At 41.3% G+C, this 21,288-nt stretch carries 25 protein-coding genes; 5 read left to right on the top strand and 20 right to left on the bottom strand.

Annotation, left to right across the window (positions count from 1 at the left end):
• Positions 1 to 70: 70 nt before the first annotated feature.
• Positions 71 to 571 carry a hypothetical protein gene (locus NLX67_RS15025; RefSeq protein WP_254312332.1) on the bottom strand — a complete coding sequence of 167 codons (501 nt, stop codon included), beginning with the start codon at positions 569 to 571 and terminating at the stop codon, positions 71 to 73.
• 213 nt (positions 572 to 784) lie between these two features.
• Between NLX67_RS15025 and NLX67_RS15020 the strand changes: the two genes are divergently transcribed.
• Both NLX67_RS15020 and NLX67_RS15015 read left to right on the top strand, forming a co-directional pair.
• On the top strand, positions 785 to 943 hold the full coding sequence (locus tag NLX67_RS15020) for a hypothetical protein (RefSeq protein WP_254312331.1): 159 nt from the start codon (positions 785 to 787) through the stop codon (positions 941 to 943).
• 143 nt (positions 944 to 1,086) lie between these two features.
• Positions 1,087 to 2,253, top strand: a complete 1,167-nt coding sequence (locus NLX67_RS15015; RefSeq protein WP_254312330.1) for a stalk domain-containing protein — start codon at positions 1,087 to 1,089, stop codon at positions 2,251 to 2,253.
• A 615-nt stretch (positions 2,254 to 2,868) separates the two neighbouring features.
• Here NLX67_RS15015 and NLX67_RS15010 read toward each other — a convergent pair.
• Both NLX67_RS15010 and NLX67_RS15005 read right to left on the bottom strand, forming a co-directional pair.
• Complete coding sequence (locus NLX67_RS15010; RefSeq protein WP_254312329.1) at positions 2,869 to 3,207, bottom strand: hypothetical protein; 339 nt, start codon at positions 3,205 to 3,207, stop codon at positions 2,869 to 2,871.
• A gap of 322 nt (positions 3,208 to 3,529) precedes the next feature.
• Positions 3,530 to 4,102 carry a hypothetical protein gene (locus tag NLX67_RS15005; protein ID WP_254312328.1) on the bottom strand — a complete coding sequence of 191 codons (573 nt, stop codon included), beginning with the start codon at positions 4,100 to 4,102 and terminating at the stop codon, positions 3,530 to 3,532.
• A 374-nt stretch (positions 4,103 to 4,476) separates the two neighbouring features.
• On the opposite strand from NLX67_RS15005, the gene NLX67_RS15000 reads away from it, so the two are divergent.
• Both NLX67_RS15000 and NLX67_RS14995 read left to right on the top strand, forming a co-directional pair.
• Complete coding sequence (locus NLX67_RS15000; protein ID WP_254312327.1) at positions 4,477 to 5,022, top strand: MerR family transcriptional regulator; 546 nt, start codon at positions 4,477 to 4,479, stop codon at positions 5,020 to 5,022.
• 194 nt (positions 5,023 to 5,216) lie between these two features.
• Positions 5,217 to 5,378 carry a hypothetical protein gene (locus tag NLX67_RS14995; RefSeq protein WP_254312326.1) on the top strand — a complete coding sequence of 54 codons (162 nt, stop codon included), beginning with the start codon at positions 5,217 to 5,219 and terminating at the stop codon, positions 5,376 to 5,378.
• Between the two features lie 40 nt (positions 5,379 to 5,418).
• Here the strand turns inward: NLX67_RS14995 and NLX67_RS14990 are convergent, their stop codons facing one another.
• From NLX67_RS14990 to NLX67_RS14970, 5 genes are all read right to left on the bottom strand, one after another.
• Positions 5,419 to 5,640 carry a hypothetical protein gene (locus NLX67_RS14990; protein ID WP_254312325.1) on the bottom strand — a complete coding sequence of 74 codons (222 nt, stop codon included), beginning with the start codon at positions 5,638 to 5,640 and terminating at the stop codon, positions 5,419 to 5,421.
• Between the two features lies 1 nt (position 5,641).
• On the bottom strand, positions 5,642 to 6,799 hold the full coding sequence (locus NLX67_RS14985) for a hypothetical protein (RefSeq protein WP_254312324.1): 1,158 nt from the start codon (positions 6,797 to 6,799) through the stop codon (positions 5,642 to 5,644).
• An 83-nt stretch (positions 6,800 to 6,882) separates the two neighbouring features.
• On the bottom strand, positions 6,883 to 7,167 hold the full coding sequence (locus NLX67_RS14980; RefSeq protein WP_254312323.1) for a hypothetical protein: 285 nt from the start codon (positions 7,165 to 7,167) through the stop codon (positions 6,883 to 6,885).
• A 26-nt stretch (positions 7,168 to 7,193) separates the two neighbouring features.
• Positions 7,194 to 7,619, bottom strand: coding sequence for a hypothetical protein (locus NLX67_RS14975; protein WP_254312322.1), 426 nt, complete (start codon positions 7,617 to 7,619; stop codon positions 7,194 to 7,196).
• The gene (locus NLX67_RS14970; protein ID WP_254312321.1) at positions 7,620 to 7,835 is read right to left on the bottom strand and encodes a hypothetical protein; all 216 of its coding nucleotides are present in this window, start codon (positions 7,833 to 7,835) and stop codon (positions 7,620 to 7,622) included.
• A 440-nt stretch (positions 7,836 to 8,275) separates the two neighbouring features.
• Between NLX67_RS14970 and NLX67_RS14965 the strand changes: the two genes are divergently transcribed.
• Complete coding sequence (locus NLX67_RS14965) at positions 8,276 to 8,917, top strand: hypothetical protein (protein ID WP_254312320.1); 642 nt, start codon at positions 8,276 to 8,278, stop codon at positions 8,915 to 8,917.
• A 195-nt stretch (positions 8,918 to 9,112) separates the two neighbouring features.
• Here the strand turns inward: NLX67_RS14965 and NLX67_RS14960 are convergent, their stop codons facing one another.
• From NLX67_RS14960 to iolE, 12 genes are all read right to left on the bottom strand, one after another.
• Complete coding sequence (locus NLX67_RS14960; RefSeq protein ID WP_254312319.1) at positions 9,113 to 9,361, bottom strand: hypothetical protein; 249 nt, start codon at positions 9,359 to 9,361, stop codon at positions 9,113 to 9,115.
• A 651-nt stretch (positions 9,362 to 10,012) separates the two neighbouring features.
• Positions 10,013 to 11,179, bottom strand: coding sequence for a Gfo/Idh/MocA family protein (locus NLX67_RS14955; protein ID WP_254312318.1), 1,167 nt, complete (start codon positions 11,177 to 11,179; stop codon positions 10,013 to 10,015).
• Positions 11,180 to 11,211: 32 nt separating this feature from the next.
• A complete protein-coding gene (locus NLX67_RS14950) occupies positions 11,212 to 12,135 on the bottom strand; it encodes a sugar phosphate isomerase/epimerase family protein (RefSeq protein ID WP_254312317.1) in 924 nt (307 codons plus the stop codon).
• Between the two features lie 437 nt (positions 12,136 to 12,572).
• The gene (locus tag NLX67_RS14945; protein ID WP_254312316.1) at positions 12,573 to 12,962 is read right to left on the bottom strand and encodes a tautomerase family protein; all 390 of its coding nucleotides are present in this window, start codon (positions 12,960 to 12,962) and stop codon (positions 12,573 to 12,575) included.
• A gap of 229 nt (positions 12,963 to 13,191) precedes the next feature.
• A complete protein-coding gene (locus NLX67_RS14940; RefSeq protein WP_309143140.1) occupies positions 13,192 to 13,446 on the bottom strand; it encodes a substrate-binding domain-containing protein in 255 nt (84 codons plus the stop codon).
• Between the two features lie 252 nt (positions 13,447 to 13,698).
• Positions 13,699 to 14,721: a LacI family DNA-binding transcriptional regulator gene (locus NLX67_RS14935; RefSeq protein ID WP_254312314.1), complete on the bottom strand. Its 1,023-nt coding sequence runs from the start codon at positions 14,719 to 14,721 to the stop codon at positions 13,699 to 13,701.
• A gap of 92 nt (positions 14,722 to 14,813) precedes the next feature.
• A complete protein-coding gene (locus NLX67_RS14930; RefSeq protein WP_254312313.1) occupies positions 14,814 to 15,959 on the bottom strand; it encodes an MFS transporter in 1,146 nt (381 codons plus the stop codon).
• 171 nt (positions 15,960 to 16,130) lie between these two features.
• Entirely contained in the window at positions 16,131 to 16,976 is an 846-nt protein-coding gene (iolI, locus tag NLX67_RS14925; RefSeq protein WP_254312312.1) for a 2-keto-myo-inositol isomerase, read from the bottom strand.
• Positions 16,977 to 16,980: 4 nt separating this feature from the next.
• Positions 16,981 to 17,859, bottom strand: coding sequence for a sugar phosphate isomerase/epimerase family protein (locus NLX67_RS14920; protein ID WP_254312394.1), 879 nt, complete (start codon positions 17,857 to 17,859; stop codon positions 16,981 to 16,983).
• A 28-nt stretch (positions 17,860 to 17,887) separates the two neighbouring features.
• Positions 17,888 to 18,919 carry a bifunctional inositol 2-dehydrogenase/D-chiro-inositol 1-dehydrogenase gene (iolG, locus tag NLX67_RS14915; RefSeq protein WP_254312311.1) on the bottom strand — a complete coding sequence of 344 codons (1,032 nt, stop codon included), beginning with the start codon at positions 18,917 to 18,919 and terminating at the stop codon, positions 17,888 to 17,890.
• Between the two features lie 30 nt (positions 18,920 to 18,949).
• Entirely contained in the window at positions 18,950 to 20,365 is a 1,416-nt protein-coding gene (locus NLX67_RS14910) for a sugar porter family MFS transporter (protein ID WP_254312310.1), read from the bottom strand.
• Positions 20,366 to 20,367: 2 nt separating this feature from the next.
• Positions 20,368 to 21,276 carry a myo-inosose-2 dehydratase gene (iolE, locus tag NLX67_RS14905; protein ID WP_254312309.1) on the bottom strand — a complete coding sequence of 303 codons (909 nt, stop codon included), beginning with the start codon at positions 21,274 to 21,276 and terminating at the stop codon, positions 20,368 to 20,370.
• Between the last annotated feature and the right edge of the window lie 12 nt (positions 21,277 to 21,288).

The raw sequence follows: 21,288 nt of genomic DNA, 5'->3' as shown, positions 1-21,288 counted from the left end.
ATGGTAGGGATTTCTTTAATTTTCTTTTCTTTTTTAGCCTTTACTTTTTCTTTGTCTTCTTTTAATTCTTTTATAACTTTATTTTTTGTTCTGCGTATTTTGCCTTTAATTCTTTTGCATCTTTAGCAGCTACAACTGTGTCTAAACCTAGATAGTAAAGCTTTTCTCCCGTTGCCACTTCTGTGTGACCTGAAAACTCAATTCCTTCACCTATCCCTTGCTGAAGGAATGGGTTTCTTGTGTCTGTCGCTGATACTATAAAATACGCATCAGTTTTAGCACCTTCGACTACAAAATGATAGGAAATTGGCAATTCATCTACATCAAAAAATGTATTTTTTAAAACTACGTGTCCATTTCTAAGATCTTGTATATCCTCCTGTATTTTTATTAAATTTTCTACAGCTAGCTTAGCCGTTTCCTTGTTTACTTGATTAGGATTAGAAGTAACAGTGTACGTTGAGTCGCCAAGTGTGTCTTGAATAGTTGAAGGGGATTCAGCAAATGAACCAGTCGGTAGCAGCAACGAGCAAGAAAGTAAAAGGGCTGTAGTTTTATGTATTTTATACAAAAATATTCCTCCTAAGTTTGATATGTATATAATAGCCCGAATCATTCAACTATTCTATCTATATTTCTATAAAACGGGTCCAATTACCTGTCGAATTCAAGAAGTGCATAAAAAAATCTAAAAATGGAGGTTATCTTTAGATGGCTAGTTTTTTAAAGCGCCAGCTGGTACAGGGCCGAGCAAGATACAGCCCCGAACATGAAGCATTAAGCATTGATAAGCATTGAGTCGGAAGAAGAATTGCTGTCCGTGTACCTGCCAAGAGAGATTAAGGATTGGCTGAAAAAAGAAGCGGAAGAAAAAGGGACAAACATGCAGGAAGTAGCAGGGGATGTAATCGAGGAAGTTTATAAACGTAATACTAAATTCTAATTGAACAGTTTATTTCCATTAAAACCATTCACTTTTATATTCATCTACTATACGATAGGTATATAGAATGATAGGTTATCTGATTTTAGCCTTTCTCAGTAGCAAAAACAAATCAAATATGAATAATGGCAGGTGAATATTGAATGGTGACACATAAAATAGCCTCTTTCTCCGGAAAGAAAGTTTTAACTCGAACATTGTTGGGCGGAATTGTACTATTAGGGAGCTTCTCACCGGCCGCTACTCTTTCCCTTGATCAGACTGCTTATGTACAAGCAGCGACCATTGAAGATATTCCTTACAAAACGCTGTTTAATGGTAAGGAAGTCCATCTTGGCGTAAACGTGCAAAAAACAAGTAAAGGCTTTATGATCCCACTACGCGGGGTATTTGAGCGGTTGGGCGGCAAAATCTCCACAGCGAGCGGAACTAAGGTTATGGTGAAATCGGGATCGAAAGTGCTAACTGTCACACGCGGCTCTACCACAGCAAACATTAATGGCCAAACGTTCACCCTGGCTGAACCGGTTGCTACGATTAACGGCAATACAATGGTATCCGTCGAAGCGGTCACGAAGCTCTTCCCAAACTTGAAAGTAACAAGCAGTTCTGCCACCAAAAAAATTAATTTTACATATGGTGCAGGTTCGGAAGCAGTATTGAAAAACGGGATGCCTGCTAGACCGGCGAAAAAGCCGGGCCCTTACAGTTGGTCTATTGATATGTATTATGGCAGCCACACATATGCCAGCACAAACCAAGCCGAGTATGATGCAGTCATGAACGAAGTGGAAAAAACGCTAGCTTCCGTTGATTTTACAAAGTTAAATACGGCTGACCTATATCTAAAGGGTGTTGAGAGTTATTTAAACGGTGCAAGATATGTAGGCGATCCAGCGTATGCCAATCGCGAAGAGAGGTACATTGGTATGGCTGAATTGAGCTTGAAATCTTTAGTGAACAGCGGGGTAAGTAAAGAGGAAATTATAAAACTGGTTAATCTATCAATAGCTGTGTCTACCCGAATTGGAGATTCCTCTACTGCGGTGGATAACAGAATAAATTCGGCTTATCATGTGTTGATTACAAAACAATATGATTGCGATTCCTATGCTCAGGCACTTTCAGCCTTTTATGACAGAATGGGGTACAGCACGGCAATTCACGCAACCACCAATCATGCATCAGGACTAGTGAAAATCAATGGCAAGTGGTACAACGTTGATGGCGGGACGTTTCAAGAAACAACGGTGACGGATGCTACTTTCGTTAAAGATCCATCCATGTTCTTAGTGAAACCAACTTATTAATAGCAGAAAGGGCGGCTTAGTCAGCTGCTCTTTTTTTCTTTTTATCACCGAAATGATCATTTGATTTTTTAAAGGAGATTACGTAGACACATCGAACTTTAAACATAAGTGATAAACCTACTCCTAAACCTTGATGAAAGTCGTCACACACCTTTAGAAGACCCTTTATTTGATTTCTTATCAGACATAAACGAAAACAGTCTTATTTATCTTTCAAAGCATTCAATATGCCTTTTATTGCTCCTTTGGGTGAACTGTAATCTAGGGCTTTTTCAATTACATTTATAAATTCATTCTTGGTGTTGCGAGCAGGTTGTTGTGGAGTGTACATCTTAAACTGACGAGTTTCCGGGTCTATTTCTCGAAATCGGAAGAAGAATTGCTTTCCGTGTACCTGCCACGCGAGATTAAGGAATGGCTGAAGAAAGAAGCAGAAGAGAAAGGCACCAGTATGCAGGAAGTTGCAGGGGATATAATCGAGGAAGTTTATAAAGGTAACACTAAATTCTAATCGAACTGTTTATTTCCATTAATTTGATACAAACGATATTTGAACACACAAAAAGCTGCGCGAAAAACGTGCAGCTTTTTATAAGAGGTAATTAATGCTTGATCTTATTCAGTCTCATTTTCTTTTTCTTTAAGAATAGTGTATTGGCCCTCATTTTCTTCAATTAAAAAAATATTATCCTTTTCATTAACAGAGTATATTTTGTTTCCCTTTTCAAAGGCATTGGCACTCCAGTCATCTTCCGGCATGTTATCGGTGACTTGCTGCACTTCACCGACTTGTTCTTTTACAGTAAATTCATCATTAGCTACTAAATCCTGGGCGACATAGTTTTCTCCATCAATCCTGACTATCGCAGCATAGGCTCCATCGCTAGTATTTGCATTTGCACATCCAGCCACAAATAAGATACTGAAAAAAATGTTTACTGCGTTTTTTATCATTTTTTATGCCACCCCTTACTTCGGCTTTAAGGTCTCATCCAACTGCCTTTGTGAAGTGTTTTAAAGAATGTGAATTTACTTCATTTTTGTTCATTCTTTTTATTGGAATTCCACCCTACTCCTCCGAATAAAGCTCCAACGATTAAGATAATCCAAATTATAGTTTTTTTCATCTTCTACCTCCTTGCTTCAAAATATAAGTAATAAAGTAAGTGATAAACCTGCTCCTAAACCTTTGCGGAAGGCATCACACACCTTTAGGAAGGCACTATATTTATTAATATGACATGTTAGTACAAAGAAAACGCAGTCTTCCAGCGAATTATTTGGATTCATCTCTTTCAACGTAAATAATCAAGCCCCACTTTGCAGCCTTGACACCTTTCTCTGACAGAGACGTTTCAGCTTCATCTGTTGAGACCATACTCCAGACAGCCTGTTTTTGGTCTGGTAATAGCGGCGTTTCGCTCATAAATATTGTGCCGTAGGTGGTTGAGTTGTACTCTGATGCAGGTTTTGGTAAGTCATGTGAAGCAGAGCCGTTATTTGTAGAAACAGTGAGCGTGAGCCTTTCTGCTTGATTGATTGATGGACGAACGGAAAAAGCAATAATCTTATCTGTACTGCTGCTCGAAAAAGAACTGTATGATTGGACAATTTCGCCATTTTGCCAAATTTCATACGTGACAATCACTTTAGCCGGCTCACTCAAGCGGACGGCATCACCTGCAATGATCGTCGTGTGATCCAACAGATGGCGCGAATTTTCTTCCGGGAACAGTTCATCATCATATAGTATAAGCTCCCCTTCAGTTGGTTCCGTTTTTGCCGATTCGCTGCAGCCGGCCATTACCAAGCTAAGCGATAACAAAAAGTTTGCTACTAAAGACCGCATTGTTCTAAGCCTCATTTCTATTTTTCACTGTAATCTTATTTTTAAAATAGAACAGTTAATTCAAATAAATGGTTATTTTCCTATTATATCATTATTTAGCAATAAATTTAAAAGCAAAGTTTCTCAACAGTTCGTCTATATAGCGTAGCACAAACTAATACGGATTTTATCGACATTGGACTTTAACAGAGCCTTTTCTTTTTATCACCAAAATGATCATTTGATTTTTTAAAGGAGATTACGTAGACACACCGAACTTTAAACATAAGTGATAAACCTACTCCTAAACCTTGATGAAAGTCATCACACACCTTTGAGAAGGCATTATATGTGGTTTCTTATCAGACACATACGTTGAAACTTACCTTGAAAGGATGATTAAAATCGCAAATCAAACGCAAGATCAACGTGCTGAAAACCTAAGTGAAAACCTTGAGGAAATGCGCTTAACGGTGAAGGAAGCGGCGAAACAGGTGAATGAAAGTCCTAGTGTTGTCCGAAACTGGATGAGGGAATTAAAAACACACATCCCTACTGTACAAGGGGAGAATGGATACCACTACTTTGATAAGCCGGCATTAGAAAGGCTCATGCTGATCCAAAAATTGAACCGGGAGCAGAACTATTCGATCAAGCAGATCGAATACTACTTTGCCACGGGAGAAACGAAAGCTGAACCGGAGGAAATGGAAGAACGTTCATCGGGTGACATAAGGAAGGATTTAGACACCATTTTAGAGCGCCTCGAACGGCAGGAGCAGTTTAACCAAGCATTAGTGATGAAATTAGATGAGCAGCAGCAATATATTAAGGATTCGTTGAATAAGCGGGATCAGCTTTTGCTTGAATCACTTAAAAATACACAGGATGCAAAAAAAGCTGAGATCAAAAAGAAACGATTTTTTAATTGGTTTAATTAAAAGCGTAAAACCTACTTCAAAACCTAAGTGATACCGACCAAAGAGGTTTATAACAGTATTCTCCTGCTGCCTAAAGGCGGCTTTTTTTAATACCATAAAAAAGTCTGAATATGATAGAAAATATAACTTCTTTGGCCATACTGTAACGGACACGAAAGATCTGCGATTATTCTAAATTAGAAAGCAGGGTATGGATGGATGTAAAAAAGCTCATTGCCGGTAGTAAAGAAGCTGCGGGAAAATCAATGGAGCAATTAATAGCAGAAAAAGAGCAGAAGTATAGAAGGACACATAATGAGTTAAGAAAAAAATGGATTCCCGAGCGGTATGATCCCAACTTAGATGAGGAAAAATAAAAACTCCTTGATTAAATTTTTAATCAAGGAGCCGTTTTTTTTATTGAGAAAGAACTTTCGCATGTTTTCTGCGTAGTTTTTCAACGTTCTGTTCAATTTTTGTCTGTTTCTCTTCTACAAGCATGCTTCCTGCTAAACTGGAACTGTTTAAAATGGAACTTTTTAAAGAAGAAGACCCCTTCGCAGTCCAAGAATTATTTGCTTGAGAACGCGCATTTTCAACTAATTTGGATCTGAAATTTTGTTTGCTTTTGTTGGGCATTTTAAGAATCCCCCTTTTTTAAATGGTCATTTTCTTGCATTAGTAAACACATTGAGTGAATGACTCTCATAATTTCACGAGTATTTAATTCTTCATTCGGGATAGTCAGTAACAATGCTTTCTCCTGTGTAAAATCCGGATGAAAGTTTATGACCCATACTTTATTATACCCCATTTTGAATAATCGCGAAACGACAAACCTTCCTTCACTTGGTTCATCTATGATGTGCTCTTCGAATTTCCCTTCATTTACAACTTTAGCAGCTGCTAATGGCTGATCTAATGTAATAAATTGAGGACTAATGCCAGACGTCCCTTCATCATAGATTTTTTGAAGGACAACCGCGCTTTCCTGTTCAATAAGTTCATAAATCGTTACTCCTGTTCCGACCATATTAACCAAATCGGCAACAGAAAAACAATCGTTATGCATACGATATAATGCTGTATTCGTATTTTTTATGAACTCAATAAGGTATTTTAACGTTAAGTGAACTTCGGAAAGTTCATCAACTAACGATCCGACTTCATCATCAAATTCTTCTAAAGCCATCTTGTAGTCTTCTTTTTCAGCGTCGCTAATAGCTATTGCTCGTTCTAGTCGTATTTCCCAATCCCGCTTTTCTTGATTAACAAAAGCGTTAATTTGTTCGTAAATATGTTTATAATGTTGATTATTTTGTATAATAAGCCCTAACTTTCTTGGAATAGAACGAAAATAAAATTCATCCCCTTCAGCCAGTGCTGACTTTAAAAGCTCGTATTCCTGGTTTCGGAATAATGCATATGCTTTAAAACGGAAATATCCGCTCTTAAAGTTACACATCGCTCTAGGAGCTAGAAATGCAAAGGAAATAGCATATGCGCCGATAAATATCCAAATCGCTAAGAGAATAGGGCTAATACTTGTGACAGATACTAAAATGCTATAAAGCCCCACACCAATATACATAGGCAACCCTGGAGACAAGTCTAAGGTTTTCAATTTGGTTAGCGCCTTTAAATTCCCCATTGACATAAAGGGGAGAATAAACCACAGAAGCACCCAGCCTTTTACCTTATTAGTAGTATCATTTTCAGCCAAACGAATTGTTTTTACAGCTTGATCTAATTCATTCGTAATGTGTGCTAGCCTGTCAAAAACTTTTGTTTCTTCCAACTTTTATCACCCCATACGTAAATATATCAAATATGTTGTAAAATTTAACTGCTATTCGCAAAATAAAGCGGGAAATTCCCGCCTTATTTTTTGTAGGGCATTCTACCATCGTTATCAGCATTGATTTGCTTGCATTCAGCAGCAAACTCTTCACCAATAAAAAGAATGGCATCTTCAAAATTTTCGGCAATGAAAAGCACATCATCCAGGTCACCGGTTACTTCTTCACTACTGTAACCGACAACACCTTCTCCGTTAATGCCAATCATTTTCAATCCCTCAATATCTGTGGCCTTTGGCGATACCGAAATACATGTAACTAGGCAGCCGCCGCCAGTATTAACTACTTCTACATTTGAAATTTTCATTTGATTATCCTCTTTTCTCTCACTTTTTATTGTTTGTAGTTGAAATACTTGTCGTAAAAATATACAAGATCCGCTTCTTTTATCTCTTCTTTTGTCTGCCAATTAATAAAATGATCGGTTGTGTAAGGGTTGCAGTATCCTGGCATAAATGAAGATGTTTCCTCACTCATATCCCCGGTCGCAACATAATAGCCCCGTACAACGGCATACACAGCTTTTTGCTGTTTGGCATGTATCTTTTCTAATGTTTTTTGACTGTATTGGAAGGTTGCCTGCTCGATCATTAAGGTATCTGTATGAGCAATCACCTTTCCGTTTAATGGGTTTTGTTTGTCGATTGATTTAATCGAAAAGCCGCCTTTCCGAATGTTGAAATACACTTCAATCCGTTCCCCTTTTTCAAGGGTTGCGCCTTCAACTAAGGTTAAAGAGGGCATTTTTGCCTTTGCCATTTAGATAACCCCCTTTAAGAAAGAATCATTTTGGTCAAGCGGCTGAAGCGACCAAATGCCACGGTCAATCGGTGCAAATACTTTTCCTATCTGCAAGGTCTGACGGATTTTTGCTTTCCAGTGCTGGTTCTTTTTCGCTTTATCTGTTCCTTCTAACAGCTGATACAACGCATCAAGGTTTGAGGTTCCACCTAAGTGTTCCAAAGCGGCTTGCACAAGGTCACGCCAAGTTGCGAGAGCCGATTCACACAGGTTTTTAACAACCTTTCGTGTCACTGTTACTGGAATGGACCAAATCATATTCTTTTTAAAAATTAACAGGTGATACCGATAGGTAAGGTTTTGAGATAATCTCTACCTTTTCCCCCGGTCCACACCGTGCATGAAAGTTTCCCTTCACAAGGCGTTCCATCATCATTATTGAAATTCTGCTTTCTCAGTTATCGGGTTTACAGACTTTTAGAACACTATTCTTTCTAAATTACATTTGATTCTTAGATCATTGAATTTCTTAATACCTTTATCTTCGACTTGGAACTTATTAAAGATTTCCTTATAAATAGAATAAATCAGACTTTTAAACGGAAAAGTTATATAATTCAAGTAACAAAAAATAATCTGAATTTTTAAATAATTATAAAAGGAGGGTATTACTATTGACTAATACGATGAGATTAGATTTTAAAAGAAACCTTCAAAGTAAATTTTTGAAAGAGCCAGAATGGTTTCCCCTCATGTATGGATATATAGACAAATTACAAAATGGTCATTATGAACCTAAATATGTAGTGGATTCTATTTTTCAAAAATCGAGATTTAACCCTGATATAGATATTGTAGACGCTTATTGTTTTGCACATATTTGGGCTGGAATCCATAGTGAAATCATTATAACGGCTGCAATTGAAATCGGACAAGGACCCTACCAAGATAGCAAGGTTGAGTTAAACAATAAATTGTTGGAAAAAATAGCGGATACGGATTGTCCAGGCAAAGCAACATTTGTTCCTCAACAGGGTGCTTCTGCAAATGATGACGGGATTTTTAAATGGAACGAAGAAATGTGGTTTGCAAAACAAAATCATCCAAAAGGGACTAAGACGTTAATACCTCTTAAAGATGGTTATCTTCCACTTGAAGTGGGAAGCACTGATTCATTTAGAACATTTAGACATATCTTTCAGGGATTTGGTGTTGCAAGATGGCCTTATAACAGTCCTTATCTTTATGTGATGGTATTACATTCAAGAGAATGGTTTCCTCTTTTCGATTCTAGTGCAAGAAGAAGTAATAAATAAGATTTCAAACATATGTCTGAACCTTTGCCCAAGCAGACATCTAAATTTTATTTTTGCTTCTTCATATTAATGTTTATCAGATAATATTTCCGTTAATTAAAACAAAAGTTTTCACCAACACATACCTTTACACATTGGTTTTAATTAAATCCCGCTTCTGCTTTTCAGCAAGAAGCGGCTGTTTTGCTATTTTCTTTAAAGATCATCCGATCCGAACATAGCAGCAAAGTCATTTTCTCCTTTTGCCGCCTTCTTATTCGCATCCTCTTCCTCTTTCTCACCAAATAAATCTTCAAATGAATTTGTTTTTGGCGTAGCTGCTTTCTTCAAATCCAATGCTTGAAATTCATCAAAAGGATTGAATGACTTTTCCGCTTCTTTCGCCTTAATCTGTTCCATCAGTTTCTTTTGCTCGGCAATCAATTCTCCGATTCGATCGGGCATTTCCAATCCGCTGTACATGGCGAAAAAGTAAACCTTCCCTTTGTTTTATTTATTATAATTAGTTAAAAATATATATGATAAATATTTAAATTAAAATAATTAAATTGTATATAATTAAGTTAAATGACAAAGTTGTATTAATCATTAAAATAAAAGACGTAAAATAGATACTTAATTTTTAGAATAAGAAAAGAAAAACATCAATAAAAACGTACGTAATGAAATAAGAAGGAAGAAAGGAAGCAAATTGAATGATGGAGTGGACTCTTTCTTGATTGAGCCATTATAAGGAAGAGGAAAAGGATGAAGCAGCATCCAGTCGTCAAATTGATCTTTTCAGAGAGCCGCAGGCTGTTTGCGGATTTTTTCTACAGGATGTGTTGGTAAACTGATTTGAAGAGAAACAACATTTAATGATCAAGGAAATTTTACTGGAAATGATTAGTGATGTAGGAGCATGTTGTTAGCATAAATCTATGTGAAGTTTCGCAAAGCATAAAAAACAGCCAGGCGGGGACCTGACTATAAAAGCCGCTTTGATGCTCAGGGGTTAGGGTATTTTAGCGATTTCTTTTTATTTTCTGCAAAAGATTATTACTCTCTTTAAGGAAATTTCTGCTTAATAGAGCGTGTTTATTTCTTGCTTTTCTATTACTGATATTCAACCCAGACAGCTCCTTGATCTGCGGAACGTACACAATTGGCTACCCACCGTACGCCTTCTACACCTGCTTCAATCCCTGGATACCAAGTATCATTCAGCATTTTCCCTTGATCTGATGCTTCCATCGCCATTGCAAAACGAGTATATAAATTAGACCAGGCTTCAAACAAGCCTTCAGGATGGCCACCGCCAATACGGTCATCCGCTAATGCTGCTGGATGTAGATAGTCCATGCCACGCTCTAAAATTTGTACAGGTTTCCCCTGGACTTCAAAACGAAGCTGATTTGGCTGTTCGTCCCACCATTCAATACTGGCTTTGGAGCCAATTACACGAATCTTCTGTCCATGCATAGAACCGGCATTTACACAGGAAGACCATAATGTTCCGACTGCGCCATTGTCATATTCCATTATTGTATAAGAATTGTCCTCTAGTGGAGCACGGCTTTTGACGAAGCTTTGACGCGTACATAATAGTTTTTTAATCTTCAGGTTTGGCAGCATCACTTCCGATAAGAACAATGGATGCGTTCCTAAATCCCCCAATACATAACTCGGTCCTGCCACTTTTGGGTCCACCCGCCATTTTGTGCTGGCATTAGCCGTTTCAACAGCTTCAGAATGAAAACCGTGGGCAAACTGCATATTGACAATTCGGATTTCGCCTAAATCTCCATTGGCGATTAGTTGACGGGCCTGTTCAATCATTTGATGCCCTGAGTAACCATACGTAATGCCAACAACACGATTGTTTTGCTTTGCGAGAGCCTCTAATTCTTCTGCTTCCTCAACCGTAAAGCATAACGGCTTTTCACATACAACATGCAATCCTGCTTCAAGTGCCGCTTTGCAGATTTCATAGTGAGTGCCGTTTGGTGTAGCAATCGAGACAGCCTGAATGCCGTCTTCACGGTTGGCCTCTTCTGCAAACATCGTTTTATAATCAGAATAGCAACGTTCTGGATTGACATGTAAATTGATGCCAAATTCTCTTCCACGTTCCGGGTTAATGTCAAAAGCACCAGCTACGAGCTGAAAATTATGATCTCGCAATGCAGCTGAACGATGAATATAACCAATTTGGCTACCTCGTCCACCGCCTACCATCGCCCAGCGGATCGGATTCTCTACTTTTTTTTCACCATTAATCATCTTTTATTTCTCCTGTTCTTTTTGTGATTTAATTAATAGCCTACTCCTACTAAATAATCGATACTTTGTTTAACATCTTGAAGGCTTGTATCTGCATTTCTTGGATCACGCTCTTGCTCAATTGTGATATATCCGTTGTAATCGATTTCTTTTAATAACCTATAAATAGAATCATAATCAATAACTCCCTGACCAATCGGGCACATTACGCCTTGAGCACAAGCTTCGAAGAAGCGAATGCGTTCACCCATCACTCTTTGATATACGTCTAGATCAATATCCTTGAAGTGAATATAATCTAGTCGATCTGCACAGTCTCTAAGCCACTGTTCCGGGTCCATTTTTGAATAGTATAGGTGCCCTGTATCAAGACAGAGTCCTGCAGTTTCATAGGGAATATCTTGCAATAATTTGTTGATTTCATCTTCAAATTCAATATAGCCGCCGGCGTGAGGGTGAATAACCGGCCGTACGCCATATTTTGTCCATGCACGATCTGCCAGAGTACGAATGTGTGCCATCATCCGATCCCAATCTTCGGTTGATAAACGTGGTGCTTCATCAGGATGCCCACCCTTGAAATCTCTTTCATCATGCCCCCAATCCATAATCACCAGGTAGGGAGTAGCAAAATGTTGCCCTGTTTCCTGTAAAGAAGGTGGAAGTTTTGTAATTAAAGAACAGATGTCATCTACCTGATTCAATAAGTTTTCTAAATTAGAAGCGGATACCAAATCATCAAAAATGGTTCCTGCAATAATCGTCAAATCGTTTTTGGTAAGCTCTGTTTGTACGCGTTCAATGTCCATCGGAATATAGCCGTAAGGTCCCAATTCAATTCCTTTGTAGCCGGCTTGTGATGCTTCTTGTAATACTAATTCCCATGGTGGAAGAAATGGATTTTTCGGGTCATCCACACCCCAGCAACAAGGAGCTCCAGCAATTTTAATTCCCACTCCAAACACCTCAATCTAATATTATTTATGGTAAACTTTTTTCGTTCCTGTCTTCCTGGAGATACGATCCACTTGCTTTTGAAATGTATATCTCTTTAATAAAACAGTTGTCATTCTCATTTTTTCAAGATAGTCATTCGAAATCACACCATAAATGAAATCGCTTTCATTTTTTTGATGCGAACTGATTCATTTTGGAGTTTTCTTTAATTCCGTTTTTTTACACTTTTTCCTATTCAGTATGGACTGAGTAGTTACCCATGCGTGTTGATTATGAATAAATTTTCATAAAGAAACGACAAAAAGAGACGCTCTCCTGTAAAATACAAGTACCACCCAATACTTTACGAGAAGGGGCTGTACTTGTTGAATTTCAATTTTACACCTGCTTTCTTTATGTTAAACGAAGAAAGCAGGTGTATTAGTATTGAAATGTCTTATAGATCGCCTGTTAAAAACTGTGCTCTTCCAAAACCAAAGCTCCAATCTGCGTCCCCATTAATGCTAATCGAGATCATCACATCTTTTGGATCGATGCCGCAGCTTACGTTCAACTCTTCCACAATATACGTGTACAGGTTTTGTTTTTGCTTTTCTGTCCGCTGCTTGCTTGTAATGTTGATCAGCACCACATCCTTTGAACGCTCAAATCCGAGACCTGTGTCCTCCACAATCATTTCATGTGCAGGGTGCTGATGCACAATTTGGTAGCGGTCGCGCTCCGGCACTTCAAATGCTTTCAGCATCCCGCGATGAGCCGCATCAAGCAGCTTTTTTAACTCTTCCTCTGTTCTTCCTTCAACTACATCAAAACGCAATAATGGCATATATAATCCTCCATTTAATTTATTTATTTTTCTAGTGAATTCATGCCCTCAAGCCGAAACCGTTGAACCGTTTCCTGGAGATCGGACGCCATGTTTCGCAACAGCTCTGTCGAAGAAGCCATTTTCTCCATCGACGCCGTCTGCTCTTCTGAAGCGCCGCTACATTCTGGCTGCTATCAGCGGATTGAATGGAAACAGACGCTGCCCTATTCACAAGCTATAAGTTGTTTCATCGGGTTGTTCGTTCGCCCTTCACCAGCCTTAGCGCTGCCTCAATGCCCTCCTGCCCTTGTCCCTTTGCATCCTGATAAATGGTTACCGCGAGCTTGCCTTGCTGGATATAGTTCAAAGCATCAGGAGTCCCATCAATCCCTGCAAACATCATTTCATTAAGTACACCCGCTTCTTCCGCTGCTTGAATCGCTCCAATAGCCATTTCATCATTATGTGCAATAACGGCATCAAGGTTCTGAGCGGATTCAATCTAGTTTTTCATCAATTCTTTTCCTTGCTCCCGGCTCCAGTCTGCCGTTCCTTAATCGGTTGATTCCAATCGGATTGCATATAATTCAACTCGTCCACCACTTTTGGTAAACGCTTACCAAAGATAAGTACAGTACTATTTTAAAGTTGGCTGCGCCTTTTATTATCAAGGCGCAGCCCTTTGATCACGGGATCATTGAAAATGTGATCGATTTCATTTATTCCACCCTGCGATAGGATAATATCTGGCGCATCAATTCACCGGTTTGGTCACCGATTTTTGCTGGAAATACCCGCACGATTCACGGATAATCAGCTCATCCTTCAAGACAATTTTTTTCTTTTCCAAAGAACCGCCCTTCATTAATGTCAGCAACATATTTGTTGCACGCTGGCCAATTTCATACTTAGGCTGGTCAATGGTTGTCATCCGCGGACTGAAAATGGTGGCCATTTTCAAGTTATCAAAGCCCACGACCGCAATATCCTCTGGCACCTTCAAGCCATGATCCTGTACAGCCTTAATCGTCCCTAAGGCCATTTCATCATTGAAGACAAACACAGCAGTCGGCGGATCTTCGAGGGCAAGAAGTTTGACCATCTGATTGTAGCCAGATTCAATCTCATAATCCCCTTCCTGTATATAAGAAGGATCCACCGGAAGATCATACTGGGCCATAGCCTGCTGAAATCCGCGCAAACGGTCGCGGCTTAAAATAACGTTCATCGGGCCGGAAATGTAGGCGACTTTTTTATGGCCGACATTAATTAAATGCTCTGTCAACTTTCGGGCACCACTTATGTTGTCGATGGATACTGTCGGAATATCGAGCTCATCTACATACTCGCACGCAAGCACCATTGGAAAGGAGGCCGACAGCTCCTTAAGGCTTTTGCTGTCCATACGAGCTGTCAGAAGAAGAACCCCATCTGCCTGCTTTTTGTACATTAATTCAACGTACTCTTTTTCTCTTTCGATATTGTTTTCCGTATCACCCAGAATAACCTGATAGCCGTGTTTTAAAGCCATATGCTCGATACCGCGCAGTACTTCTGAAAAGAACGGGCGAGTAATATCGGGCACAATAACTAAGATCGTTTTCGTTTCCTGTGTCCGGAACTGACTTGCAATCATATGCGGCTTATAGTTCAGTTCACTGACCACTTTAAGAACTTTTTCTCTCGTTTTCTTATTGACCAGATCAGGCTGCCTCAGCACCCGTGAAACAGTGGCCGGCGAAACATTTGCTTTTTTTGCTACATCACTCATTTTCATCCTGCTGTCCACCCACTTTTCTCGGTACGAGAAATCTTTTCTTTCTATTATAGCGAACAACTTGCTATTCTGATAACAAATCGCTTTTTCCCTTAGCTCTTCCGCCAGAGTAAGCAAAGAAGAAAGCCTGCTCCGCCCATCAATCCGGAAAAGTAAAAGCTTGCTTCCAGACCAAAAAATGAATTTAAAAGACCTCCTAGGAAAGGACCTAAAAACATGCCGACTGCGTAAAGTGCCTGGTACGCGCCCATCGCTGTTGCCCTTTTTTTATGTTCGATTTCCTCTACTGCCATACCTAAAAACAAAGGAAATAAAAGGCCAAGCGCAAAACCATTAATCATCTGAAGCAGCAACATGAGCCCCTTCGTCTCAACAAAAGGGATGAGAAAGGTAAAAATAGCTGTAGCAAAAAAAGCAGCCTGAAGCGTCTGCCATTTTCCCAAAGCCGGGACAAATGTTCTGCCGCTCATGATCGTGGACAGCGCGTGTGGAATCATAAAAGCAAAGACAACCAGGCTGACCTCACCTGGCTGGATGCCAATCGACAGCACGTACGCCGTTGTAAAGCCGAACATCGTCGTAAACATGATACCGTGAGCCAATATAGACAGGCAGGACACTTTGAGCAACATAGGTTCCTTCAGCACCTTAATGATGTCTCGCAGATCAGGCGGTTTTCGGCTTTTATGGCCTTTCGATTCTGGGATAAAAAAGGAGAGCAGCAGTCCGGCCACCCCTAGAATGGTTCCAAGCCAGTAAGGAGCATGCCAGCCCCATTCGTCCACGATCCAGGCGCTAATCGCTAGGCCAAGAAGCTGAGCAAGTACGACTGCAAAGGATAAGCTGCCCATTGAGCTGTGGAGCTTATCCTCAGCTGCGTAGCTTGAAAACAAAATCGTAAAGACCACCCAAAAAGCTGCTGCAATGCCTGCCAGCGAGCGTGAAAACAGAACCCATTCAAGGCTTTCCGTCAGCGAAAAAGCTAGGCAACTCGCTGTGCTGATGGCCATCCCGGCGATGACGAATACTTTTAGCTTTTTCAGCAAATCCGATGTAATGCCAATCGGAAGCCGAAAGATAAACTGCATCAATCCATAGCTTGCGAGCACAATGCCGGTAAGCGTGTACGTGCCGCCGAGGCTTTCAATATAAGGAGAAAGCATTGGGATATAAATAAAATGCGAAAACCAAAAAAGAAAGGAAATCACTAAAAAAAGTGGTTGATTACTTTTCCTCACGTGACCACTTCCCACTCTTTGTACAAATTGGCGTGTTTTTATATAATGATGGCGCGATTTACATTAAATCGCACCAGTTTACAAGTGAATTGCGCCGACAATCTTTAGATTCGGGCCTAATTCAAATATTAGTACGCCCTGAAGCTGATTGAGCAGAATGCCGGATCCTTATTACACTGTCTGGAAAGCGAAATACTTGCTCACCACTTCTACAGTCGTTTCCTTCGCTGTCTGAATCGTCTCTTCTGCTTCCAGCTTGTAATATTCTGGACGGAACAGCTCTACAGAAGCAGCACCGTCATAGCCAATTTCCTTTAACGTGACAAGAAGGATATCAAGGTCAATCGCGCCCTGTCCAGGCCAAACGCGGTCGTCATCCGTCAAGAAGCCAATCGGAAAATCCTCTGTGTCATCCATATGCAGAATAAAGATTTTTTGACCGTCCGCTCTCTGAAGATCCTCAAGCTTCGATCCCATCGCATGGAAGTGAAAGCAGTCGAATACAAGCCCGACATTGTCACGGTTGACGGCTTCGATAATGTCATAAGCCTGTCCAAACGTATTGACCGTGCACTGTGGATGGCCGACAAATTCAACAGCAATGTTAATGTCATACGGCGCAGCCAAGTCCGACAGCTCTGTTAAGACATCTACGCTGCTTTTTCTTATGTCTGCTTTTAAGAATTTTTCTTCTGTGACAAGCGGCACTGCTACAATGTACTGGACACCGAGAATTTTTGCTTTTTCGAGCATATCCTTGAACTCTGTGATGATCGCGTTATATCCCTCTTCATCGCGGTTGTTGAAAAAGACAAGTGCGTTAAAGGCTAAAGGCTTAATATGGTTGCTTTGAAAGAAGCCTGCCAGCTCTTCCATTGACTTTGTTTCCAAATACTCTGGCAGCTTGTCCATGGTCCGGATTTCAATGTAGTCGTAGCCATGCTTTTCACAAAGCGCTAAATCAGTTGCCAGGTTTGAATTTTCAAGCGTTGTCGCTTGATTAAAGCATAGTTTCATCTGTTCAGCCCTCCACTTTCTCAGCCAAGCCGAGACCTTCTCTCATTTTATTTAGCATTAATTTGCTCGACCAGTCCGCTTTATCCTTCCAGGCGAAGACAGCATTTGTTGCGATGCCATCGAACTTCATCTCCTTCAGCTTACGGAAAATCGTATCAAAATCCACTTCTCCTTCGCCAATGTTCAAGTGCTGGTGAACAGTCGCTTCCACTGCTGGCGGATTTAAAATATAGCGGAGCCCGTCAGAAGCGATATGGTTAAATGTATCAGCAAAAAGGATATGCGTTAAGCGGTCCCCTGCTTCATTGAACATCGTTTCAATATCGCCTTTTCCTTCATCATAGTAAAACGTGTGCGGTGTCGAATACACAAGGTTGATCCAGTCTTTATCTAGTGCACGAATCATATCCATCGCTCCGGCATTTGTTTCAATGAAATCGTAGGGGTGCGCCTGCAGATTCAATTTGACGCCTTCCTTCTCAAAGATTGGGAGCAGCTCATCCATTGAGCGGATAAACATTTCCTCGCAAACAACCGGATTGTATTTCGATCCATTGAATTCACTGTTCATCAGGTCAACTTCCAGCTCAACAGCGACCTCGATCGCACGCTTCCAGTTGCGTACAGCAGCCTGGCGGCGGTCCTCTTCAGGCCCTGCCCAATAATGCACAGGAAGCACGGAGGAAATTTGAACACCTGCGTCAAGGCAGTAGCGCTTCAGGTTTTTAATTTTGGCGCCGTCCACCTTCGGGTATTTGTAAAAAGGAATAAAGTCTTCACGCGGAGACAGCTCAATATAGTCGTAGCCAAGCTCGGCCGTTTTATCCACCATTTCTCTTAAAGAAAGATCGGCATACATCGTTGGATCAAGTGCTAGTTTCATCATTCGTTCCTCCCGTCTTTTTCTATCATTACTTTACTGCAGCTTTGTTGTCATAAAACGCTGGCTTTTCTTCAAGAGCAACGTCTTCCTTTTGGCCTGAATTCTGTGCCTTCACACATGCATCTGTTGTCACAGCGGCAATATAGCCATCCCAGGCGGTCGGTCCATTCGGCTCGCCTGTTTGCTTAATGGCATCCATAAAGTCCTGCAGCTCTACGTCATATGCATCAATAAAGCGAACCTTCCAATCCGTCATGATGCTTTGTGAAAGCTTCGCGCTTTTGCGTGTCACAATGCTTGCTGGCTCCGGCAGGTACGCGACTCCGTCTTCTCCAATCACTTCACACTGGATGTCATAGCCGTAGTTGCAGTTAACGAATACTTCAGCGTTAATAATGATGCCTGATTTCGTTTCCAGGATAATAATTTGCGGATCTTTTAAATTGGCATGAGCACGGGATGTTTTTTTCGGATACAGAACCTGCACCGTTTTGTAATCATCGTTGATCAGCCAGTGCAGCACATCAATTTCATGCACTAACGTGTCAACCACAGCCATCTCTGTTCCATACGTTTCCGGCACTTCCGGATTGCGGTGCACACAGCGGACCATGAGCGGCTCGCCGATTTCATTGGCGTCGATTGCTTCTTTCAGCTGTACGTAGCCTGGATCATAGCGGCGCATAAAGCCGACCTGGACTAGCTTTTTCCCATGCTTGATTTCTGCCTGGACAATTCTCATTGCCCCTTCCGCTGTTGTCGCCAGCGGCTTTTCACAGAAAACATACTTCCCTGCCTCAATAGCATTTAATACGTTTTGTTCATGAGCAGGACCCCAACTTGTCACTAGGACAGCATCGACGTTTTCATCCTGGCAAAGCGCCCGGTCATCCTCATGTACTTTAGCATCCAGGCCGTACTGTTCTACAGCCTGCTTGGCAGAATCCAGATTTACGTCTGTCACTGCCACGATTTTTCCTCCTGCAAGCTTATCTGTAATGCGTTTAATATGCTCCCGGCCGATTGCTCCTGTGCCGATTACGCCAAAATGTAATGTCATGATATATTCCTCCTAAAATGATGTGTATGGTTAAGCTCTCTCGCTGTACACTTCTTCTTTCGTCTCAGGCTTCTTTCCATGATTGCGGAATTGTTGCTCCAGCTGTTCAAGTGAAAGACCTCTAGTTTCAGGCAGGTATTTTGCTACAAAGGCAATGGCTCCTACTCCGAGTACAACAAAGATGTAAAACGTTCCGGACAGGCCTACGCCTGACAGCATCATCGGGAACAGTAGCCCCACGAAGAAGTTGACGATCCAGAGAAAAAATACCGTTAAGCCCATTCCAAATCCACGCAGCTGCTGCGGAAAGATTTCCGAAATCATTAGCCAGGTCACCGGTGAAATGGCCCCCTGCTGGAATGCCAGAAATGTAATCGTTAAGGACAGCACAACAAATGGAAGTGCCGGTGACCCTTCAAGTGCTGAAGAGAAAATAGCCATCAGCAGCAGAGAAATCGTTGTGCCGGCCAGGCCGCCCATCAGCATTGGACGTCGCCCGATCTTTCCAAGCAGCCAAATACCGACAAATGTAGCTAATACCGAAATGACACCGTTTGCAACATTCCCAACAAGGGCAGCTTCTGTCGTAAAGCCGGCATCCTTCAAGATTTCAGTTCCATAATACATGATCGAGTTTACACCGGTGATTTGCTGTACGACGGCAATCCCGATGCCCAGGAACATAATGCGGCGAATCCAAGGCGTAGCCATATCCTTAAATCCAGCCTGTTTAATATCAGCTTCTGCTTCATAATTCGCTTTGATTTCTTCCAGCTCTGATTGCGCTTCGCTTTCTGTGCGGATCTTGCTTAAAACCTGAAGAGCTTCTTCATTTCTTTTCTTTGAAACAAGCCAGCGCGGGCTTTCCGGTACCTTCAACATACCGATAAATAAAAATATAGCAGGAAGTGCAGCAATTGCCAGCATAATTCTCCATACGCCTTCAATATGGCCCATTGTTGTCCCTAGAATGGCGTTTAAAACAAATGCTAACAGCTGACCGCTGACGATCATTAATTCATTCTGTGTCACGATGCGCCCCCGGCGGTTAGCCGGTGACATCTCTGCCAAGTAAGCAGGAACCGTTACAGAGGCCCCACCAACGGCCAAACCAAGGAAAAAGCGGGAAATGACCATAATCGTTACATTCGGTGCGAGCGTACAGCCAAGCGTCGCTAAGAAAAACATAATGGCAAGCAGTAAAATGTTTTTCCGACGGCCATTAAAATCAGATAGCCGTCCGCCAAACACAGCCCCTACCGCTGCACCAAACAGAAGTGAGCTGGCAACAAGGCCCTGTGTTAAGGATGTCAATCCAAGCTCTTCAGTCATGTAAGGCAGAGCACCGTTGATCACGCCTGTATCGTAACCGAATAGCAGGCCACCTAGCGTTGAAATAATAATAATTTTACGTAAAAATGATGTCGGAGCTGCTGTACTGTTCATTTTCAATACACCTCTTTTTCATTCTCCGCACGCATAAGCAATGATTCATCCAGGTACTTCCTTGCAATCAATGCATATTCAAGCGGGTGAGCAACAGCCGGATCCTGCTCAGCCTCAATGACAATCCAGCCTTCGTATCCGTGCTTTTTAAGCACCTCGAAAGGCTGTCTAAAATCAATGCAGCCATCCCCTGGCACTGTGAACATGCCTGCTAAAAAAGCATCTCTAAAGGAGGTATTCTTGATTTTACAGTCACTCATCGTATTTTCTCTTACATCTTTGAAGTGAACATGCTTAATTCGGTCCATATGCTTCTCAAGGAGCGTCATGTAATCTCCGTCCGATACGTAAATGTGCCCTGTGTCATAAAGGAGATGAACATGATTCGGATCAGTTCCCTCCATTAAGCGGTCGATTTCCTCCAATGTTTGAACCCCTGTCCCCAAGTGATGATGGAACACAAGTTTCAAGCCGTATTCGACTGCGATTTTGCCAAGCTCATTTAATCCTTCGCAAAGAGTCGTCCATTCATCATTTGAAAAATGGGGCTTATCGGCAAATACATTCTGATCTAGTCCTTGAATGCTGTATGTCTGTTCAGATACGACGGCTACCGCCGCATTCACTTCCTTCAAATACGCGCAGTGTGCATGAAAGTCCTTCGAAGCCTGCTCAATGCCGTCCCGAATAATGAAGCTCGAAAACCACTGGCCGGCAATTTTCAACTTGCGCAGCTTTAATTCTTTGTTTAAGATGGCCGGCTCCGGGAAGAAGCCGCCGACCTCAGTCCCGTCAAACCCCGCGACCACGATGTCACTTAATAAATGAGATAGCGTATTTTCTGCACCAATTTCTGGTATATCGTCATTGCGCCAGCCGATCGGGGCAATGCCCCACAAAATGTCTCCCATGATGCCATCCCC

Source organism: Domibacillus sp. A3M-37 (genome assembly GCF_024213455.1).
Classification (GTDB): Bacteria; Bacillota; Bacilli; order Bacillales; family Domibacillaceae; genus Domibacillus; species Domibacillus tundrae.
This window is presented reverse-complemented; position numbering and strand designations above follow the sequence as displayed.

Excerpts from the sequence above, each read along its gene's own strand:
- NLX67_RS14995 (WP_254312326.1), top strand. The coding sequence starts at position 5,217 with ATGGATGTAAAAAAGCTCATTGCCGGTAGTAAAGAAGCTGCGGGAAAA.
- NLX67_RS15010 (WP_254312329.1), bottom strand. The coding sequence starts at position 3,207 with ATGATAAAAAACGCAGTAAACATTTTTTTCAGTATCTTATTTGTGGCT.
- NLX67_RS14920 (WP_254312394.1), bottom strand. The coding sequence starts at position 17,859 with ATGAAACTAGCACTTGATCCAACGATGTATGCCGATCTTTCTTTAAGA.
- NLX67_RS14935 (WP_254312314.1), bottom strand. The coding sequence starts at position 14,721 with ATGAAAATGAGTGATGTAGCAAAAAAAGCAAATGTTTCGCCGGCCACT.
- NLX67_RS14910 (WP_254312310.1), bottom strand. The coding sequence starts at position 20,365 with ATGAACAGTACAGCAGCTCCGACATCATTTTTACGTAAAATTATTATT.
- iolG (WP_254312311.1), bottom strand. The coding sequence starts at position 18,919 with ATGACATTACATTTTGGCGTAATCGGCACAGGAGCAATCGGCCGGGAG.
- NLX67_RS15000 (WP_254312327.1), top strand. The coding sequence starts at position 4,477 with ATGATTAAAATCGCAAATCAAACGCAAGATCAACGTGCTGAAAACCTA.
- NLX67_RS14960 (WP_254312319.1), bottom strand. The coding sequence starts at position 9,361 with ATGCCCGATCGAATCGGAGAATTGATTGCCGAGCAAAAGAAACTGATG.
- NLX67_RS14955 (WP_254312318.1), bottom strand. The coding sequence starts at position 11,179 with ATGATTAATGGTGAAAAAAAAGTAGAGAATCCGATCCGCTGGGCGATG.
- NLX67_RS15005 (WP_254312328.1), bottom strand. The coding sequence starts at position 4,102 with ATGCGGTCTTTAGTAGCAAACTTTTTGTTATCGCTTAGCTTGGTAATG.
- iolI (WP_254312312.1), bottom strand. The coding sequence starts at position 16,976 with ATGAAACTATGCTTTAATCAAGCGACAACGCTTGAAAATTCAAACCTG.
- NLX67_RS14980 (WP_254312323.1), bottom strand. The coding sequence starts at position 7,167 with ATGAAAATTTCAAATGTAGAAGTAGTTAATACTGGCGGCGGCTGCCTA.
- NLX67_RS15015 (WP_254312330.1), top strand. The coding sequence starts at position 1,087 with ATGGTGACACATAAAATAGCCTCTTTCTCCGGAAAGAAAGTTTTAACT.
- NLX67_RS14990 (WP_254312325.1), bottom strand. The coding sequence starts at position 5,640 with ATGCCCAACAAAAGCAAACAAAATTTCAGATCCAAATTAGTTGAAAAT.
- NLX67_RS14945 (WP_254312316.1), bottom strand. The coding sequence starts at position 12,962 with ATGCCATTATTGCGTTTTGATGTAGTTGAAGGAAGAACAGAGGAAGAG.
- NLX67_RS14975 (WP_254312322.1), bottom strand. The coding sequence starts at position 7,619 with ATGGCAAAGGCAAAAATGCCCTCTTTAACCTTAGTTGAAGGCGCAACC.
- iolE (WP_254312309.1), bottom strand. The coding sequence starts at position 21,276 with ATGGGAGACATTTTGTGGGGCATTGCCCCGATCGGCTGGCGCAATGAC.